The sequence below is a fragment of the Klebsiella sp. JN_Kp121 genome, assembly GCF_040062145.1.
Lineage (GTDB): Bacteria > Pseudomonadota > Gammaproteobacteria > Enterobacterales > Enterobacteriaceae > Klebsiella > Klebsiella aerogenes.
Map to the genome: position 1 here is coordinate 37,081 of NZ_JBEAHX010000002.1, position 18,797 is coordinate 55,877.

An 18,797-nucleotide genomic window follows, 5' to 3' on the forward strand; every position below is an offset into this window, starting at 1 on the left:
GGTATTTATTAGGATTGAATATGAATAAAGTCTGGTCTTTTATACTTCTCTTGCCTTCTTTATTGTTTATTTCAAAATTTAGCATGGCATATGAAGTTGGAGTGGAAATTCATCCTGATGGCTACTATGGAAATTCTGATTCAATATTGAAGCTTATACAAAAGTATCATTTCACTTCGTTTCGAGTTGATTATAGATGGGATGTGATTGAAAAGGAAAAAGGAGTGTTTACTCCTCCTCAGAATAAAACAGAAAAAATCATAATGGATGCAAAAGTATAATATCAAACCCCTCGTTATATTAGGTTCCGGGAATCGCTTATATGGAGGAGGTAAACCGAAAACAGAGGAGAGTATTGCAGCTTACTGCAATTTTGCAGGCTGGACAGCCAGGCATTTTAAAGGACAAGGTGTTATTTATGAAATTTGGAATGAATGGTCTAATCGTAAAGATAAAGGTGCGAATGACATCGATTCGGCAAAGGCCTATGTTAAATTGGTAAAGTATGCGTCTGCATGTATAAAGCGTTCTGATCAGTCTGCAACTATTATTGCTGGTTCCTTCAATCCACTTGATTATATTGACTTGGATTGGGGGGTTGAGATCGTTAAAGAAGGTATTTTAAATTATGTTGATGGGCTTTCAATCCATCCTTATACTTGGGGAAGCAAGAGAGCCTCTCGAGCAGAATTTAATATTCATCTACTAGATAAGACACATGATGATCTGTTGAGAATTTCTGGTTCTAACAAGAATATTGATTTTTATATTACAGAAATTGGATTCCCAACCAATAGTGGCAAGCCTGAATATAGTGAGGAGTTTGTGGCGTCCTTTGCGTATAAATATATTATCATGGAAAAAAGAATGAATTATATTAAAGGCGTGTGGTGGTATGATTTTATTAATGATGGGAATAATATAAAATATAGAGAGTATAACTTTGGTATTCTTAATCGAGATCTCTCAGAAAAAAGTATTGCACCAGCGATACGCAGTGCTAATCAACAAATAAGATAAAATTCTTATTTTCTTCTGTAATAGGAATTTATATGAAAGTCGTTTTTTTTGTTTTAAAATTTCCAGTATCTTCTGAAACTTTTATTCTTAATCAAATTGATTACTTTATCAATAGAGGTATTCAGGTCGAGATTATATCCGTATTTCCTGGCGATGTAGGAGTTAATCATGCAGTCATGAAGAATAATGACCTTATGTCAAGGGTAAGGTATCTATTACCAGCCGAACCAAAAGGGAAAAGTAAGCGGATTTTATCTAGACTTTCGGCATTAAAGAATATATTAAAAAAACGAACAATAGTGAAGAGTTTAAATTTCAATAAGTATGGTTATTATTCTAAAACTTTATTAATCCCTCTAATACTTTCGCATAACAATCAAAATATCACTGCTGACTATATTATTTCTCATTTTGGCACAACTGCATCTCTACTTAATCAACTCAAACGCCTTGGATTTGTTTCCGGTAAAACCGCGGCGGTTTTTCATGGTAATGAGATCTCACAATTACGTGTTTTAAAATTATTTAATAAAGACTATGTACAGTTGTTTAAGTACGCCGATTTTATTTTTCCAGTTAGCAATTTATGGGCAACCAAAATAAATAAAGAATTTAAAGTCTCTTCTAAGTTATCTGTTGTTCGCATGGGGATTGATATAAATAAATTTACCTATAAACAACATCAACCTATTGGAGATAAACTTAAGTTAGTTACTATCGCACGTTTAACGGAAAAAAAAGGAATTGAAACTTGCATTAAGGCCTGTTCAGTTTTATTAAGCATGGGTGTTGATTTTGAATATCATATTATCGGTGATGGTCCTGAAAAATCAAAACTAACGAACCTATCCCATTCCATGGGTCTTGGGAATAGTATCTTTTATCATGGCTTGCAATCTCAGGAGGTAATATCTAAATTCCTTGATGAGTCTGATATATTTTTATTGCCCTCTATAACTGCTTCTGATGGGGATATGGAAGGCATACCTGTTGCCTTAATGGAAGCTATGGCAGTAGGACTTCCTGTGATTTCGAGTTATCATAGTGGCATTCCCGAGTTAATCGATGATGAAATATCCGGATATCTAATTGATGAAAGAGATTATAAATCGTTAGCTAGTAAAGTAATAAAAATTAAAATGCTCGATCATGAGCACATTCTTAGAATCACCCGAAATGCCAGAAGTAAAATAGAACGCGAATACAATCGCGATAATTGTTATTCTGAGTTGGTCTCATATCTCAAGTAATTATAGGAAAAACATGAAGCTTTATTATTATTATTCGTCAAAAGGAAACTTTGGAGATGATTTGAATTCATGGCTCTGGGATGCCTTGATACCAGACTTCTTCGATAATGATGAATCTGTTAGATTGTCTGGTATAGGAACTATTATTACATCAAATATGCCAGTGGCAAAACAATGGATTATTTTTTCTAGTGGTGTTGGTTATGATTACCCCCCGATAGGATTTGGGTCGGATTCATGGGATACTATTTGTGTCCGAGGCCCCTTGAGTGCTCGTGTGCTTGGGCTTAATCAGGATAAGTACATCACTGATGGAGCTGCTTTACTACAAACACTTAGTGAGTTTACACCTCTTACTGAAAAAGAGAGATCAGGAATTATTTTTATTCCACACCATCACGCTTTAATTACCGGAAAATGGGAAGAAGTATGCAAACGTGCAGGGATAGAATTTGTTAGTCCTGAATGGGACTCTAAGCTAGTTATTCACAAAATTCGAAGTGCTAAGCTTGTCTTGGCTGATGCTATGCATGCTGCAATAATTGCCGACGCTATGCGGGTACCTTGGGTCCCATTAATTACATCTAATCAGATAAATACATTTAAATGGCTTGATTGGACCCAAACGATTAAATTACCTTATCTACCGACTGTTTTGGGCTCAAGTTCATTGAGAGAATCCATTCGTGACAAAGGGCTGCGGTTATATGGTGAAAAATATTATCAATCTGATGCAGATGTTGAAACCGCAATCAAATGCTTCTTAGCTCAACGCGATTTAAAAAATAAACGATGGTGGAAACATTACCATAATGCTACCCGTTTACTTATCTATCGCATTCCTAATAAAACAGTAGAATTGGTAGAAAATAATTTCAAATTTAATTTGAATGATAAATTTATGGAGCATGCAGTTGATGTACTATCAAAGGCATCAGCTCAGCAAGGTTTTTTAAGCAGTGAATGTGTTTTTAATGAAAATCTATCCAGACTCGTCGAAGGTTTAGATAAGATTCAAAAGTATCGCTAATTGGAGTCTTTAGGTTGAATAAAGAAAACGCTCAACGCCGTCCATCCGTGATGACTGGTGCAATATGGTCGGTGTTAGATAACATGGCTGGGCAAGCCATTACTTTTGTCATCTTTATAATTTTGGCAAAAATGCTTACACCCGATATTTACGGAATGTTGAGCGTTTCTTTGCTTGTAACTCAGTTTTTTAAAATGACCATATTTGATAGTATTGCAACATCTATAGTTAGGAAAAGTAATCCGTCAAATATTGATTATAATTCTGCCTTTTTCCTTTGTTTTGTTATTTCCATCCCTTCTTTTACTGTCGTTTATTTTATATCACCAATAATTGAACAATATATGCATATAGAAGGGTTAACTACTGTCATAAGATGCACTGCAGTAATAATTATTTTAAGTGGAGCGAGCCGTATTCATGAAGCTTGGCTCTCGCATAATATGCTTTTTAAATCTCTAGCATTAAGATCGATTTTATCGATTACAGTTGGTGGATGCGTAGGGTTGTATTTGGCGTATCAAGGATATGCTGTTATGAGTTTAGTGGCACAACAAATAGTAACTGCATCTATCTCTCTTGTTATCTTATGGTGGAAAACCCCATGGAAGCCGGAATTTAAGATTTCAAAAAAATCTTTTAAAGAATCTTTTGATTTTTCCAAACATGTTGCATTGAGTAACTTTACGAATTTTTCAAATCAAAATAGCGACGTTTTTTTTATCACGTATTTTCTTGGTCCCGCAGCCGCGGGAATATATTCCGCAGGTAAAAGGATTGTAAATACTTTAAATCTTGTCTTATCATCAGCTTTAATGAGAGTATCTCTTCCAGCATTTTCAAGATTCAAGGATGATATTGACGTTTTGTCTAAAAAATATATAAAAATGTCATATTTTACTGTGGTGATCACGGCACCTGCATTTATAGGATTGGCTGTTTTAGCAAAAGATATTACCATTCTCCTTTTAGGGGATAAGTGGATAGCCTCAGTCGAAATTATGCAAATCGTCAGTGCGGTAGGTTTCGTTACTTCGATTGGTTATTACAATCATTCCATTATGTTCGCCCGTGACAGACCTGACAGGCAAGCTAGGCTAACAATGCTTTATGCTATAAGTAATATAATAGTGTTTTTTATTTTCGTAAGGTATGGCTTGATTGCAACGGCCTTGGCCTTTTCAATAAGGACAATAGCGCTTTATCCATTATCAGTATGGTGTGCATGTGATTTACTTAACATAAAACTAAGAATGTATGTAAAAGAGTTAGCGCTCCCGGTAATCTGTGCATTGTTAATGGGTGGGATTATGGTGTGGTTAAATGATAATTATTTCCAGATAGTCGGTTGGGGAACATTGATTCTAAAAATAATCATCGGCTTTGTTATTTACTTGTCTTTTACTTTGCTTCTCTCTCCGAAGTCAAAAAAACAAGAAGTTTTAAATCTTTTTAAATCAATAGGCTCAAGAAAAGGAATGTGAGATGGTTGGTTCATTAGATAACCCTTTGATTAGTGTATTGATTCCTTGTTATAATGCCGCTTCATTTATCAGCAAGGCTCTTTTGTCTGTGAAGAATCAGACATATAAGAATATTGAATTGATAGTTGTGGATGATTTTTCAAGTGATGATTCCGTTGTTATTGTTGAGAAATTCATAAACAATTACCCTGAGCTAAATATAAAACTATTTACTAATGAAAATAACAAAGGTGTTTCTTATACTCGTAATAAACTAATCTCTAAGTCCTTAGGCGATTATATATTATTTTTAGATTCTGATGATTTTATTGATGATGATGCTGTGGAATATTTATATAATATTATACGTGATAATGACACAGATATCGCTCAATGCTTGTATTATAGCGAGGATGTATCTGGGGCACCTTCAGGTATAACTAATGATTTTTATATGGATGGTTTTCTTACAGGAAGGGATGCTGCGTTTGCTATGCTTCAAAATAATATTACGGGGTATTTATGGCACAAAATGTTCCGTAGTGAAATAATTAGAACGGTTCATTTTGATGCTAATCTCAAAGTTTTCGAAGATTATGAATTTATTATGACTGTATTTTTGAATGGCGCGAGTATCGCATTCGGTAGTCAAAAAAAATACCATTATATTCAAAGAAGTGGTTCACTAACCAAACAGTCGCTCCAAAAATATTTTGACCGTGTGGAGTATCTTGACAGAACAGATGCGTTAATAAGATCTCATTTAACATCAGAAAATGATAGGGTTATACTAACGAATCATAAAATAACGGTTCTTTCTAATGTTTATATCAATTTAATAAAGAATGGAGCCTCTAAAGAAACAATCCATATGCTATTAATGAGATTTAAGAGTTTCAGCATACATCATATACTAAATCTCAAAGGAACTAAGTCGAAGTTTATTTTCTTCCTATGTAAGTACTTTCCTGCGGGCTTGTCTTGTTTGGTTAATGCTAAGAATTCCATTAAATAAAAATATATTTTTTTGATTTTGTTTGATATTTAATGAATGAGATGTTCTATTTAATCTCTAAAAATTACCATTTATATTAATAACTAGTGATCGCATTGCCATTAAGTTAGTATTAGAATGTATCTAATCTGTGAACTTGTCGCAGTGATCATATAAGACAGGAGTATGTAATGTCCAAGCAACAGATCGGGGTTGTCGGTATGGCAGTGATGGGGCGCAACCTTGCGCTGAACATCGAAAGCCGCGGTTATACCGTCTCCGTTTTCAACCGCTCACGTGAAAAGACTGAAGAAGTGATTGCCGAAAATCCCGGCAAGAAACTAGTTCCTTACTACACAGTACAAGAGTTCGTTGAATCCCTCGAAACGCCTCGCCGTATCCTGTTGATGGTTAAGGCTGGAGCTGGCACTGACAGCGCTATTGATTCGCTGAAGCCTTATCTTGATAAAGGCGACATCATTATCGACGGTGGTAACACATTCTTCCAGGACACCATCCGTCGTAACCGTGAGCTGTCTGCTGAAGGTTTTAACTTCATTGGTACTGGTGTTTCCGGTGGCGAAGAGGGGGCTCTTAAAGGACCTTCCATCATGCCTGGTGGCCAGAAAGAAGCCTATGAACTGGTTGCTCCGATACTGAAGCAGATTGCTGCGGTTGCTGAGGATGGCGAACCTTGTGTCACTTATATCGGGGCTGACGGTGCTGGCCATTATGTGAAAATGGTTCATAACGGCATCGAGTATGGCGATATGCAACTGATTGCAGAAGCCTATGCGCTGCTGAAAGGTGGTCTGGTGCTGTCCAATGAAGAGCTAGCGCAAACCTTCACCGAATGGAACGAAGGTGAGCTGAGTAGCTACCTAATCGACATCACTAAAGATATTTTCACCAAGAAAGATGATGAGGGTAAATATCTCGTTGATGTTATTCTTGATGAAGCTGCGAACAAGGGGACCGGTAAGTGGACCAGTCAGAGCTCTCTGGATCTCGGAGAACCTCTGTCTCTGATCACGGAGTCTGTATTTGCTCGCTATATCTCTTCTCTTAAAGACCAGCGTGTAGCGGCATCGAAAGTGCTGAGCGGCCCGCAGGCTCAGCCGGCTGGTGATAAAGCGGAATTTATCGAGAAAGTGCGTCGCGCGTTGTACCTCGGTAAGATTGTCTCCTATGCTCAGGGTTTCTCACAGTTACGTGCCGCCTCTGATGAATATCACTGGGATCTCAACTACGGTGAGATCGCTAAGATTTTCCGTGCTGGTTGTATCATTCGTGCGCAGTTCCTGCAGAAAATTACCGATGCATACGAGCAAAATGCCGGGATTGCTAACCTGCTGCTGGCACCATACTTTAAACAGATTGCTGATGATTATCAGCAGGCTCTCCGTGATGTGGTTGCTTATGCTGTGCAGAATGGTATTCCGGTACCGACCTTCTCTGCAGCAATTGCCTACTACGATAGCTATCGCTCCGCAGTTCTGCCAGCTAATCTGATTCAGGCTCAGCGTGATTACTTTGGTGCTCACACCTACAAGCGTACAGACAAAGAAGGTATTTTCCATACTGAATGGTTGGAATAATATTATCTGTTACAGTCAGGCCATTTGGCCTGACTGCTTTAAATATATCTTCCATTTTATTAATTGATTAAAATATTCCCTTTCTAAAAACATATCTAATCTTTAATTTTAAATAATTACCGTACTTATTAACTCGTACACCTATATCAGTCTGCTTCTGGCCTCGGTAATTTACTGAGCGTTAAATAACTGAGCTTTAACTAAAGGATATTAATATGTTACTTCCGGTGATAATGGCTGGTGGTACCGGCAGTCGTCTCTGGCCGATGTCCCGCGAGCTTTACCCGAAACAGTTCCTTCGTCTGTACGGGAGGAATTCCATGCTGCAGGAAACCATCACCCGACTCTCGGGCCTTGAAATTCATGAGCCGATGGTTATCTGTAACGAAGAGCATCGCTTCCTGGTGGCAGAACAGTTGCGCCAGCTGAACAAACTGACGAATAACATCATCCTTGAGCCCGTCGGTCGCAATACCGCCCCGGCCATCGCGCTCGCGGCTCTTCAGGCTATGCGAAATGGTGACGACCCGTTGATGCTGGTGCTGGCGGCTGACCATATTATCAATAACCAATCGGTTTTCCACGATGCTATCCGTGTTGCCGAACAGTATGCCGATGCAGGCCATCTGGTAACTTTCGGCATTGTGCCGAATGCGCCTGAAACCGGTTACGGCTATATCCAACGTGGTACGGCGCTAAATGAAGGTGAGCATACGCCTTACCAGGTTGCCCGTTTTGTGGAAAAGCCTGACATGGAGCGTGCTCAGGCTTATCTTGCCTCTGGTGAATACTACTGGAATAGCGGCATGTTTATGTTCCGGGCGAAAAAGTATATCTCTGAGTTGGCCAAGTTTCGTCCGGATATCCTGGAAGCCTGCCAGGCCGCTGTGAGTGCAGCCGACAACGGCAGTGATTTCATTAACATCCCGCATGACATTTTCTGCGAATGTCCTGATGAGTCAGTTGACTACGCGGTGATGGAGAAAACTGCCGACGCGGTGGTGGTCGGTCTCGATGCCGACTGGAGCGACGTCGGCTCGTGGTCCGCCCTGTGGGACGTCAGTCCAAAAGATGAACAGGGTAACGTACTTAGCGGCGACGCGTGGGTGCACAACAGTCAGAACTGCTACATCAACAGTGATGAAAAACTGGTGGCCGCTATTGGTGTGGAGAATCTGGTGATTGTCAGTACCAAGGACGCGGTGCTGGTGATGAACCGCGATCGCTCTCAGGACGTTAAGAAGGCTGTTGAATTCCTGAAAGAAAACCAGCGCAGCGAGTACAAGCGACACCGCGAGATTTACCGTCCCTGGGGCCGCTCCGACGTTGTGGTCCAAACACCCCGTTTTAACGTTAATCGCATCACAGTGAAACCGGGCGGCGCCTTCTCGATGCAGATGCACCACCACCGCGCCGAGCACTGGGTGATCCTCGCCGGTACCGGGCAGGTGACGGTTAACGGCAAGCAGTTCCTGCTGACCGAGAACCAGTCCACCTTTATTCCCATCGGCGCTGAGCATTGCCTGGAGAATCCGGGACGCATTCCGCTGGAAGTACTGGAGATCCAGTCGGGGTCTTACCTCGGTGAGGACGACATTATCCGTATTAAAGATCAGTATGGTCGTTGCTAATTTTTTTCGGGACAAGATGCAGAATGACACAGTTAACATGCTTTAAGGCTTATGACATCCGTGGTGAGCTTGGTGATGAGCTAAACGAGGACATTGCCTACCGTATTGGCCGCGCCTACGGCGAATTTCTGAAACCCGGGAAGATAGTGGTGGGGGGCGATGTGCGCCTCACCAGCGAGTCGCTGAAGTTGGCGCTGGCCCGAGGGCTGATGGACGCCGGCACCGATGTGCTGGATATCGGTCTGAGCGGTACCGAAGAGATCTACTTTGCCACCTTCCACCTCGGGGTGGACGGAGGTATCGAGGTGACGGCGAGCCACAACCCGATGAACTACAACGGTATGAAACTGGTGCGCGAGAACGCGAAGCCCATCAGCGGCGATTCCGGGCTGCGCAATATTCAGCGCCTGGCGGAGGAAAACCAGTTCCCGCCGGTGGCCCCGGCACGTCGCGGGACCCTGCGCCAGATTTCGGTGCTGAAGGAGTACGTTGACCACCTGATGGGTTACGTGGACCTGGCGAACTTCACCCGTCCGCTGAAGCTGGTGGTGAACTCCGGCAACGGGGCGGCGGGGCATGTGATTGATGAGGTGGAGAAACGCTTCGCGGCGGCCGGGGCGCCAGTGACCTTTATCAAGGTGCATCACCAGCCGGACGGCCATTTCCCGAACGGTATCCCGAATCCGCTGCTGCCGGAGTGCCGTCAGGACACCGCCGACGCAGTGCGCGCGCATCAGGCGGATATGGGGATTGCTTTTGACGGCGACTTCGACCGCTGCTTCCTGTTCGATGACGAGGGGGCGTTTATTGAGGGGTACTACATTGTCGGCCTGCTTGCGGAAGCGTTCCTGCAGAAGCAGCCGGGGGCGAAAATCATTCACGACCCGCGCCTGACGTGGAACACGGTGGACATCGTGACCCGTAGCGGCGGCCAGCCGGTGATGTCGAAGACCGGGCATGCGTTCATCAAAGAGCGGATGCGCCAGGAAGACGCCATCTACGGCGGCGAGATGAGTGCGCACCACTACTTCCGCGACTTCGCCTACTGCGACAGCGGGATGATCCCGTGGCTGCTGGTGGCGGAGCTGCTGTGCCTGAAGAACAGTTCGCTGAAATCGCTGGTAGCGGACCGCCAGGCGGCGTTCCCGGCGTCGGGGGAGATCAACCGCAAGCTGGGGAATGCGGCGGAAGCGATCGCCCGCATCCGGGCGCAGTATGAGCCGGCGGCCATCGACATCGACACAACGGACGGGATCAGTATTGAATATCCTGAGTGGCGCTTTAACCTGCGAACGTCCAACACGGAGCCGGTGGTGCGTCTGAACGTTGAGTCCAGAGCAGATGACACGTTAATGAAGGTAAAAACTGAAGAGATCTTAGCACTACTCAAATAATGCGCGAGCTGTGATAGAAGCCATAAGGTTAGACTTTTAATGTATTATTGACCTTATGGCTTATTCTTGACATCCCTCTGGTCAGAGCGTAAAAACGCCAGCAGCATTTTTAATTTTGTGGCTTTCCGCCATTATCCAGTTAACTTATTTAAGTGTGATCGAATGAAAATTACTATTTCCGGTACAGGTTATGTTGGTCTTTCGAACGGTATCCTGATCGCTCAGCACCACGAAGTGGTCGCATTGGATATCGTACAAGCTAAAGTTGATATGCTTAACCAGAAGATCTCCCCGATTGTTGATAAAGAAATCCAGGAGTATCTTACAGATAAACCACTTAACTTCCGCGCCACTACGGATAAGTATGATGCTTATCGTGATGCTGATTATGTTATTATCGCTACCCCGACCGACTATGATCCCAAGACAAACTATTTCAATACGTCTACTGTCGAAGCTGTTATTCGCGATGTTACTGAGATCAATCCTCAGGCGGTAATGATTATAAAATCAACAATACCGGTTGGTTTTACTCGCGACATCAAGGAGCGTTTTGGTATCGACAACGTCATCTTCTCTCCGGAGTTTTTGCGGGAGGGGAGGGCTCTATATGACAATCTGCATCCGTCGCGCATTGTTATCGGTGAGCGCTCTGCACGTGCCGAGCGTTTCGCTGAACTTTTAAAAGAAGGGGCGATCAAGCAGGAAATTCCGACTCTGTTTACCGACTCCACGGAAGCTGAAGCGATCAAACTGTTCGCTAACACCTACCTGGCGCTGCGGGTGGCCTATTTCAATGAGCTTGACAGCTATGCTGAAAGTCAGGGGCTGAATAGCAAACAGATCATTGAAGGGGTTTGCCTGGATCCACGTATCGGTAACCACTACAACAATCCGTCCTTTGGTTATGGTGGTTACTGCTTACCGAAAGATACCAAGCAGCTGTTGGCGAACTATGAGTCCGTACCGAACAATATTATTTCTGCAATTGTCGATGCCAACCGTACTCGTAAAGATTTCATTGCTGATTCTATTCTGGCTCGGAAACCAAAAGTTGTCGGTGTATACCGCTTAATTATGAAGAGTGGTTCTGATAACTTCCGGGCATCTTCCATCCAGGGAATCATGAAACGAATTAAAGCTAAAGGGATTCCTGTTATTATTTATGAACCTGTGATGAAAGAAGAAGATTTCTTTAATTCGCGGGTAGTACGTGATCTGGATGCTTTCAAACAAGAAGCCGATGTCATCATCTCTAACCGAATGGCCGATGAGTTGATGGATGTACAAGACAAAGTGTATACTCGTGATCTCTTTGGTAATGACTGATTAACCTTCTTTAAGATGGTAGAACGCTCAATGGTACAACTTAGCGTTCTGCCATCACATCCTCTTCCTTTGTGACCTTTCCTGTGTCCTCCTGGCAACAATCCTGAATTGCAAAAAGAAATGAGTAGTAATGTCGAAAAGTTCTGCTGAACGACATCGAAATAGCATAATTCGCGGCATTCTGACTAAAAAATTACATGCTTGCTATCTGCAAAGAATTTAAGGAAGGGCAATGAAGGCCAAATGAATATTGCATGAATCATTCTTATGTAACAAAGCCGCTAATTGAATAGAGCGACTTTGTTACTGAAACGGTCCTCAGGATTTATAGTAAGCTTTATACCACTCGACAAAGTTCTTCACGCCTTCCTTTACTGATGTTTGCGGTTTAAAGCCAACCAGATCATACAGCGGCTGCGTTTCAGCGCTTGTCTCCAGTACATCGCCCGGTTGCATTGGCATCATATTTTTCTTCGCTTCCATTCCCATAGCCTCTTCCAGGGCAGTAATGTAATCCATTAACTCGACCGGCGAACTATTCCCAATGTTATATACGCGGTAAGGTGCTGAGCTGGTTGCCGGTGAGCCAGCTTCAACCGTCCAGTTTGGATCTGGCTGCGGAATGACATCCTGAATACGAACAATAGCTTCGACGATGTCATCAATATAGGTGAAGTCTCGCTTCATTTTTCCGTAGTTGTAGACGTCGATACTTTGACCTTCGAGCATGGCTTTCGTAAATTTGAACAATGCCATGTCCGGGCGCCCCCAGGGACCATAGACGGTAAAGAAACGTAGCCCGGTTGTCGGAATACCATACAGGTGCGCATAAGTATGTGCCATCAACTCGTTGGCTTTTTTAGTCGCCGCGTACAGCGATACCGGATGATCCACCGAGTCGTCAGTTGAGAACGGCATCTTACGATTTAAGCCATAAACAGAACTGGATGATGCGTAGACCAGATGCTCAACTTTAGTATGACGACAACCTTCGAGGATATTCAGGAACCCCATCAGATTAGCGTCAGCATAGGCATGTGGGTTTTCCAGCGAATAACGTACCCCTGCTTGCGCAGCGAGGTGAATGACTCGATTAAACTTCTCTGACGCAAAAAGTTGCTCCATGTTTACCCGGTCAGCGAGATCAATTTTATAAAAACTGAACAAAGGTGTTTTCAGGAGATCCAGACGCGCTTGTTTGAGGCTAACATCGTAATAGTCATTCATGTTGTCGATGCCAACAACCTCATGACCAGACTCCAGCAGGCGCTGACATACATGGAAGCCGATGAAGCCTGCAGCTCCAGTGACTAAAAATTTCATTCATATCCTCCAGGAACGTTATGTCCCACTACTTATAAGCACCTATTGTACACAGGGCGGATGCATGGATCACCTTGTTTACTTGATGCTTAGGAAAGGGCCTGGAGGAAAACGTTAAAAGCCAAACATCAGGGGATTGTGGTCTTATATGAGAGTGAAAATCACTCACATTGGTGTACGTATGTATTTAGTTGTAGCTGGATGTTTAAATAGAGTTGGACATAACGGTAGTAAGCATCTCCTTTACCTGTTGATAGTGCTTTTTCTCTTTTATTCTCATAGCCCGGGGGTATACTATGCTGCTGTTTCATTCACATGGTGTCCGTTTAAGAAGCTTACATTGCAACTTTCTGATTCTATTACCATAATAGGCTGATATACAGCCAAGGGTGATGCTGGGTTCCAGTAGGATAACTCAAGTGGAGTTACGCCTCTAAGAGGGTGTTATGTGGCCTGAAATGAGACAAACCTGATGGAATGTCGACTCTAAAACATAGAGAGTGACTGCTTTCTGAGTGGGAGTAAAATTTCTGCTTGGGATGGAGTGAAACCATGAACTTCTGCTACAGCATTTTAGATGTAAGCCTATGAGGTTTATGGTTTTTTTTAAAATCAAACTTATTCTACGCGTTTTGGTTGCGATAGCCAATGGCGGTAGCGTGTCCCTGATTAGCTGAATAGATAGCCATAGGCGTTCATGATGATACATCGTAGCCAAATAGTTTACTCCGTAACATATACAAAGTAGTGCCTGGTACTATCGCAGGTTGTTGAGTGGTCTATAGCTAGCGAGAAGTGTTTATCTATACCATAGATATAAACACTGCACTGTGCCAGGGTACTTTGTTATGATTATGTTGATATGATAGCTATGCACTTTTTCCTTCTGAAGTGACAGAGGAAATTATGGTTGCGTGGTAAATTTCTAAAAAATGAGTGCAAATAATGAAGTTTAATTTAGGATATTTATTTGATTTACTTATTGTAATTACCAATAAAGATTTAAAAGTGCGCTACAAAAGTAGCATTTTTGGATATTTATGGTCTATTGCAAACCCTTTATTGTTTGCGATGATTTACTATTTTATATTTAAAATGGTAATGAGAGTTCAAATTCCAAATTATACCGTTTTCCTCATTACCGGTTTGTTCCCATGGCAATGGTTTGCAAGTTCGGCAACAAATTCATTATTTTCTTTTATATCAAACGCACAGATTATTAAGAAGACGGTATTCCCGCGGTCAGTTATTCCTCTAAGTAATGTGATGATGGAAGGGTTACATTTTTTATGTACAATTCCTGTGATTGCAGTTTTTCTCTATATTTACGGGATGTCACCATCTCTTAGTTGGCTTTGGGGTATTCCTGTTTTGGCTGTCGGACAGATTATTTTTACATTTGGATTTGCACTGATCTTATCCACCTTAAATTTGTTCTTCCGTGACCTGGAGCGATTTGTCGCCTTAGGTATTATGCTGATGTTCTATTGTACTCCGATACTCTATAATTCTGACATGATTCCGCAGCAGTTTAGCTGGATTATTGATTATAACCCACTGGCAAGCATGATCATAGCCTGGCGGGATCTTCTTATGAATGGTAATCTGGATTACATGCATATTACTTATCTATATTCTTCTGGCATTGTTGTTTTGATGCTCGGAGTGTGGGTCTTTAATAAATTAAAATACCGATTTGCAGAGATTTTGTGATGACAACCGTTATTGAATTTTGCAATGTAACCAAAGAGTACCCCCTTTATCATCATATTGGCTCTGGCATTAAAGATTTATTTTTTCACCCTCGTCGGGCATTTAACTTACTTAAAGGGCGTAAGTATCTGGCGATAGAAAACGTATCATTCAGTGTGAACAAAGGTGAGTCTGTCGCATTGATTGGTAGGAATGGAGCCGGTAAAAGTACTACCCTTGGTCTCGTTGCTGGCGTGCTAAAGCCAAGCAAGGGTGAAGTAAAAGTTGTTGGGCGAGTGGCTTCGATGCTTGAACTGGGAGGTGGTTTTCATCCGGAACTTACTGGCCGTGAAAATATCAAATTAAATGCCACGTTGTTGGGGTTGCGTAGAGCAGAAGTTAACAAGAGGCTCGATAAGATTATCGAGTTTTCAGAGTTAGGTGAGTTCATTGATGAGCCTATACGTGTATACTCCAGTGGCATGCTGGCGAAACTGGGTTTTTCTGTTATAAGTCAGGTTGACCCGGATGTATTGATTATTGACGAAGTTCTGGCAGTTGGTGATATTGCATTTCAACGTAAATGTATTGAAACAATCAATGAATTTAGAAAACGTGGGGTAACGATCCTGTTTGTTAGCCACAGCATGAACGACGTTATGAAAATTTGCGATAAAGTAGTGTGGGTGGAAAATCACCGGTTGAAAGCTATCGGTGAGGCAAGCTCGATTGTTGATGAATATGTAGCCTCGATGGCTTGATGGAAAAACGAATGCAGAAGAATGTTCTTATTGTAGGCGCAGGATTTTCTGGCGCGGTTATTGGTCGCTTATTGGCTGAAGCTGGTCATAAGGTCACAATCATTGACAGCCGGCCACATGTCGCTGGTAACTGCTATAGTGAGCGGGATACTGAAACCGACGTTATGGTTCATACATATGGCCCTCATATTTTCCATACTGACAATGCTGAAGTATGGGAGTACATCAACCAATACACCGAAATGATGCCTTATGTGAACCGTGTGAAAACGACGGTAAATGGGCAAGTATTTTCCTTACCAATCAACCTACATACCATCAACCAATTCTTCCACACCACTTGTTCTCCAACTGAAGCTCGCAAATTGATTGATGAGAAAAGTGATAAAACAATTAAAGAGCCAGCAACATTTGAAGAGCAGGCGTTGCGTTTTGTGGGCAAAGAATTATATGAAGCCTTTTTTAAAGGTTACACCATAAAACAGTGGGGAATGTCACCATCCGAACTCCCTGCTTCAATTCTTAAGCGCTTGCCTGTCCGCTTTAATTATGATGATAACTACTTTAATCATAAATATCAGGGCATGCCAAAAGACGGCTATACGGTGATCGTAGATAAGATACTGGCTCACGAGAATATTTCAGTGTCTCTAAATACACGGTTTAATGAACAGTCCCGTAATGAATATGACCATGTCTTTTATAGTGGTGCTTTGGATGGTTTCTATAACTATGATATGGGGCGCTTGGGTTATCGCACGTTAGATTTTGATGCATTCCGCACCGAAGGTGATTATCAAGGCTGTGCAGTCATGAATTATGGTGAGCAAGAGGTTCCTTATACTCGTATAACCGAGCATAAATACTTTGCTCCATGGGAAAATCATGATAAATCAATCTGTTACCGTGAATTCAGCCGCTCATGTGAACCCGAGGATATCCCGTACTACCCAATTCGCCAGGTAGGGGAAATGGAGATGTTACAAAATTATCTCGATCGTGCTGAACAAGAAGCAAACATTACTTTTGTTGGTCGTCTGGGTACTTACCGTTATCTGGATATGGATGTGACAATTGCCGAAGCTCTGGAAACTGGTCGTACTTATCTTAAGTCTTTAGAGCAGAATTCAGTTATGCCTGTATTTACGGTTAAAGTCAGATGAATGTTGTTGCTCTAATCGTCACTTATAATCGGTTAGATAAGTTAAAAACAACAATTGAGGCAACGCTGGCGTTGCCTTTTCAATATATCGTTGTGGTTAACAATGCGTCAACTGATGATACTCAATCCTATCTTGATTCTTTTTGTGATGAACGGATAATAGTTTTACATCGCGAGATAAACAGTGGTGGGGCTGGCGGTTTTAAATACGGAGCGCGATGGATAACCGAAAACCTGAGTAGTGATTGGGTTCTTTTTTACGATGATGATGCTTACCCATATACTGATTTTTATGATAATTTAATTGGATGGCAAGTGCAGCAAGGAACGGTGTACTGCTGTAAGGTATTAGATACAGAAAATAACGTTTGCAAGATGAATGTACCATGGAAAAAATATCCACATGGGATTCTTGAGAACATTGCCTATCTACGACAGCCTGAAAAATTCATTCCAAATGGTCAATCCAAAGAAAACGTATCGAGTGTATCATTTGTCGGAATGCTAATCGATGTTAAACTGCTAAAGTCGTCAATTGATTATATTTATGATGATCTGTTTATCTATTTTGACGATGTTTATTTTAGCTATCAATTAAGGCTCAATGATATACCAATAATATATGTTCCTGAGTTGATCATAACACATGATGTAGATACTAGCACTAAGCCTGTACCCTCCTGGAAATTATATTATTTAGTAAGAAATCTAATCCTTTCGAGAGTACTGTTCCCAAAAAAATCACCATTTTCGAGGATTGATATTTTATTGAGGGTGTTTAAGTACATCTTGATAGGAATCAAAAATCCTGACCCTAAAAAAGCCATCGGTGGTATAATAAAAGGGATTAGTGATGGAGTTAAAGGACGCAGAGGTCAAGGTATTTAACTTATATGAAAAGAAAACTTTGCTACTTTGTTAACTCTGCCTGGTATTTCGAACTCCATTGGGTTGATAGAGGTGTTGCAGCAATTAAAAGTGGTTATGAAGTATATGTGATTGCTAACTTTTCTGATGCTGCAACAGTTCAAAGATTGAGTTCTTTGGGCTTTCACTGCATCAATACTTATATTGATGAGAAAAATATTAATCCATTAGTTTTTATAAAAGATTTTTTGGTAGCTAAAAAAATTCTTGATAAAGTAAAACCAGACATATTACATTGTATAACAATAAAGCCTGGGGTCATCAGTTGCCTATGGGCTAAATATAATAATGTTGGTTTGGTTTATAGTTTTGTTGGCTTAGGGCGTGTATTCGAAAGTAATAGAATTATTTTTAGAACTTTAAAAGTAATAGTTACAAAATTATATCGCTATCTTTTCAATAATATAAATTATAAATTGGTGTTTGAACACCGAAACGATCAACATAAAATGCTATCGTTGCTGCACTTACCTAAAAATAACAGCATTGTAATTGATGGTGCAGGCATAGATATATCTTATTTTAATTTTAAAACCCAAAAAAAAGATAGCCCAGCAACTATTTTTTTTGCTGGACGAATGCTTAAAAGCAAAGGTTTGAATGATCTAATCCAAGCAAAAAATTTATTAAAGCAACGGGGAATCGATTGTATTCTAAAAGTGGCAGGAATCTTGGTAGATAATGATGAAGATGCCATTAGTCGTAAACAAATTCAGCAATGGCAAGATCAAGATGATATCGAATGGTTGGGAACTCGAACAGATATCAAAGAATTGCTTGAAGCGGCGCATGTTGTTGCATTACCATCACTTTACCCAGAAGGAATCCCGCGAATATTATTAGAAGCCGGGGCCGTAGGTCGGCCTTGTGTCGTCTATGATAATGATGGTTGCAATGCTTTGATAGTAGACAACTATAATGGATTCGTTGTAGAGCGAAGCAATGTCAGCAAACTGGCTGATAAAATTAGTTTATTGATCACAAATCCCGATGAGCGAAATCGCATGGGGAAAAATGCCAGGCAAAATATCGAAGACCGTTTTACGTCAACAATGGTTATTGAGAAAACGCTCAAAGTCTATCAGGAAATATATAATGAGTAATCACTTTTCGATATTAAATGTTGCGTATGTATTTAGAAGCGGAATACATTTAACACCATTATATAATTTGTTCTAGAATGATTTAATTGTTTTATTTTAATTTATGAAACAAGGCAATGA

16 protein-coding genes are annotated in these 18,797 nt (G+C 41.2%); 15 read left to right on the plus strand and 1 reads right to left on the minus strand.

The window, feature by feature from the left end; genetic code table 11:
- The first annotated feature begins 20 nt into the window (after positions 1–20).
- The 10 genes from ABLU86_RS02680 to ugd all read left to right on the plus strand — a co-directional run bounded on the left by ABLU86_RS02680 (position 21) and on the right by ugd (position 11,709).
- Positions 21–281, plus strand: coding sequence for a hypothetical protein (locus ABLU86_RS02680; protein ID WP_155959290.1), 261 nt, complete (start codon positions 21–23; stop codon positions 279–281).
- Positions 268–1,020 (plus strand): hypothetical protein, encoded by a 753-nt coding sequence (locus ABLU86_RS02685; RefSeq protein WP_052673312.1) that lies wholly within the window; start codon positions 268–270, stop codon positions 1,018–1,020. The genes ABLU86_RS02680 and ABLU86_RS02685 overlap by 14 nt, the downstream gene beginning before the upstream one ends.
- Before the next feature lie 32 nt (positions 1,021–1,052).
- On the plus strand, positions 1,053–2,270 hold the full coding sequence (locus ABLU86_RS02690; protein ID WP_045361532.1) for a glycosyltransferase: 1,218 nt from the start codon (positions 1,053–1,055) through the stop codon (positions 2,268–2,270).
- Positions 2,271–2,283: 13 nt separating this feature from the next.
- Positions 2,284–3,300, plus strand: coding sequence for a polysaccharide pyruvyl transferase family protein (locus ABLU86_RS02695; protein WP_045361529.1), 1,017 nt, complete (start codon positions 2,284–2,286; stop codon positions 3,298–3,300).
- Positions 3,301–3,314: 14 nt separating this feature from the next.
- Positions 3,315–4,784: a lipopolysaccharide biosynthesis protein gene (locus ABLU86_RS02700; RefSeq protein WP_225526372.1), complete on the plus strand. Its 1,470-nt coding sequence runs from the start codon at positions 3,315–3,317 to the stop codon at positions 4,782–4,784.
- A 1-nt stretch (position 4,785) separates the two neighbouring features.
- Positions 4,786–5,778, plus strand: coding sequence for a glycosyltransferase family 2 protein (locus ABLU86_RS02705; RefSeq protein ID WP_052673311.1), 993 nt, complete (start codon positions 4,786–4,788; stop codon positions 5,776–5,778).
- A gap of 170 nt (positions 5,779–5,948) precedes the next feature.
- Positions 5,949–7,355, plus strand: coding sequence for an NADP-dependent phosphogluconate dehydrogenase (gene gndA / locus ABLU86_RS02710; protein ID WP_045361523.1), 1,407 nt, complete (start codon positions 5,949–5,951; stop codon positions 7,353–7,355).
- A gap of 215 nt (positions 7,356–7,570) precedes the next feature.
- On the plus strand, positions 7,571–8,986 hold the full coding sequence (locus ABLU86_RS02715; protein ID WP_045361520.1) for a mannose-1-phosphate guanylyltransferase/mannose-6-phosphate isomerase: 1,416 nt from the start codon (positions 7,571–7,573) through the stop codon (positions 8,984–8,986).
- Positions 8,987–9,009: 23 nt separating this feature from the next.
- A complete protein-coding gene (gene rfbK, locus ABLU86_RS02720; protein WP_348795914.1) occupies positions 9,010–10,380 on the plus strand; it encodes an O9 family phosphomannomutase RfbK in 1,371 nt (456 codons plus the stop codon).
- A 162-nt stretch (positions 10,381–10,542) separates the two neighbouring features.
- Entirely contained in the window at positions 10,543–11,709 is a 1,167-nt protein-coding gene (gene ugd, locus ABLU86_RS02725) for a UDP-glucose 6-dehydrogenase (RefSeq protein WP_045361590.1), read from the plus strand.
- A 318-nt stretch (positions 11,710–12,027) separates the two neighbouring features.
- On the opposite strand, the gene ABLU86_RS02730 is transcribed toward ugd, so the two are convergent.
- Complete coding sequence (locus ABLU86_RS02730; protein WP_045361515.1) at positions 12,028–13,032, minus strand: NAD-dependent epimerase; 1,005 nt, start codon at positions 13,030–13,032, stop codon at positions 12,028–12,030.
- A 945-nt stretch (positions 13,033–13,977) separates the two neighbouring features.
- Here ABLU86_RS02730 and ABLU86_RS02735 point away from each other — a divergent pair.
- The 5 genes from ABLU86_RS02735 to ABLU86_RS02755 are packed head-to-tail and all read left to right on the plus strand — an operon-like array spanning position 13,978 to position 18,677.
- Complete coding sequence (locus ABLU86_RS02735; protein ID WP_045361512.1) at positions 13,978–14,745, plus strand: ABC transporter permease; 768 nt, start codon at positions 13,978–13,980, stop codon at positions 14,743–14,745.
- Positions 14,745–15,485: an ABC transporter ATP-binding protein gene (locus tag ABLU86_RS02740; protein ID WP_042896047.1), complete on the plus strand. Its 741-nt coding sequence runs from the start codon at positions 14,745–14,747 to the stop codon at positions 15,483–15,485. Before ABLU86_RS02735 ends, ABLU86_RS02740 begins: the two co-directional genes overlap by 1 nt.
- Before the next feature lie 11 nt (positions 15,486–15,496).
- Positions 15,497–16,648: a UDP-galactopyranose mutase gene (gene glf, locus ABLU86_RS02745; RefSeq protein WP_045361509.1), complete on the plus strand. Its 1,152-nt coding sequence runs from the start codon at positions 15,497–15,499 to the stop codon at positions 16,646–16,648.
- Complete coding sequence (locus ABLU86_RS02750; protein ID WP_045361505.1) at positions 16,645–17,535, plus strand: glycosyltransferase; 891 nt, start codon at positions 16,645–16,647, stop codon at positions 17,533–17,535. The genes glf and ABLU86_RS02750 overlap by 4 nt, the downstream gene beginning before the upstream one ends.
- Before the next feature lie 5 nt (positions 17,536–17,540).
- Positions 17,541–18,677: a glycosyltransferase family 4 protein gene (locus ABLU86_RS02755; protein ID WP_045361502.1), complete on the plus strand. Its 1,137-nt coding sequence runs from the start codon at positions 17,541–17,543 to the stop codon at positions 18,675–18,677.
- Positions 18,678–18,797: the final 120 nt, after the last annotated feature.